Genomic DNA, 1015 nt, shown 5'->3' with positions numbered 1-1015 from the left:
GCGCGGCGTGGACGTGGCCGACCTGGCCGCGACCGTGGAGCGCCGGACCGGGCAGATGGAGGAGTTCAGCCGGGTGTACCGGCGCTACTCCTGGGACACCGACGGCGCCGCGGGGCTCCAGTACGCGCCGTTCATGGTGCTGGCCTCCGAGGGACGGGAGTACACCGACGCCGACCACCTGTGGCACATGGGGGTCGCCGAACGGCTCGCGGAGGTGAGCGGTCTGGTGCGCTCCACCCGCTACCTGGTCGTGGACACCACCGACCCGGACGCGTGCGCCGCGGCCGTCGGCTGGTGGCGGGAGCTCGTGTCGGCGGGCGGTGAGGGCATGGTGGTCAAGCCGGTGCTCGGCGCCCGGGCGCGGGCGCGCAAGGGCCTGGCCCAGCCGGGACTGAAGGTGCGCGGCCCGGACTACCTGCGGATCATCTACGGCCCCGACTACACCGAACCGGAGCGGCTGGAGGCGCTCAAGGAGCGCCGTTCGCTGGGCCGCAAGACGGGGCTGGCGATGCGCGAGCACAAGCTGGGGCTGGAGGCGCTGGCGCGGCACGCCCGGGGCGAACCGCTGTGGCGGGTGCACGAGGCGGTGTTCGCGGTCCTGGCCCTGGAGTCGGAGCCGGTCGACCCGCGGTTGTGAGGCCAGGACACCGCTGAGGGAGTCCGGGGCGCCCGAACACGGGCCGAAGCGAAGCGGAAGGACCAAGAGGGCACGGCACGGCCCCGCCCGATCCGGGCGGGGCCTTCGCGTGTCCGGGGCGCTGGGGAGCGCCCCGGATTCGGAGGATCGCACGATAAATGGCAGGCTGACTTGTCGTCACATCCCACCAAACCGGGTTGTGCGTCGCCTCCTTTTCACGTCCGCTCTTCCGGACGGTCATGCGCGGGGGTGATGATGTGCACGCCCACAAGGCCGACAAACCCCGAATACCCCCTCAAACCCCCACACATACGGAGAAGGCGTGTCCCCAACCCCTTCCAGAACGCCGGCGAGACGCGTGCTCGCGTCGACCTCCGC

1 pseudogene is annotated in these 1015 nt (G+C 71.9%); it reads left to right on the top strand.

Annotated features, from left to right (window positions below):
* Positions 1–637, top strand: a pseudogene (locus tag D471_RS32640) (polynucleotide kinase-phosphatase); the annotation flags it as partial.
* Positions 638–1015: the final 378 nt, after the last annotated feature.

It is taken from the genome of Nocardiopsis lucentensis DSM 44048 (assembly GCF_000341125.1).
GTDB classification, from domain to species: Bacteria; Actinomycetota; Actinomycetes; order Streptosporangiales; family Streptosporangiaceae; genus Nocardiopsis; species Nocardiopsis lucentensis.
The sequence above is the reverse complement of the archived record's forward strand: the minus strand, read 5'-3'. Positions and strand labels throughout refer to the sequence as shown.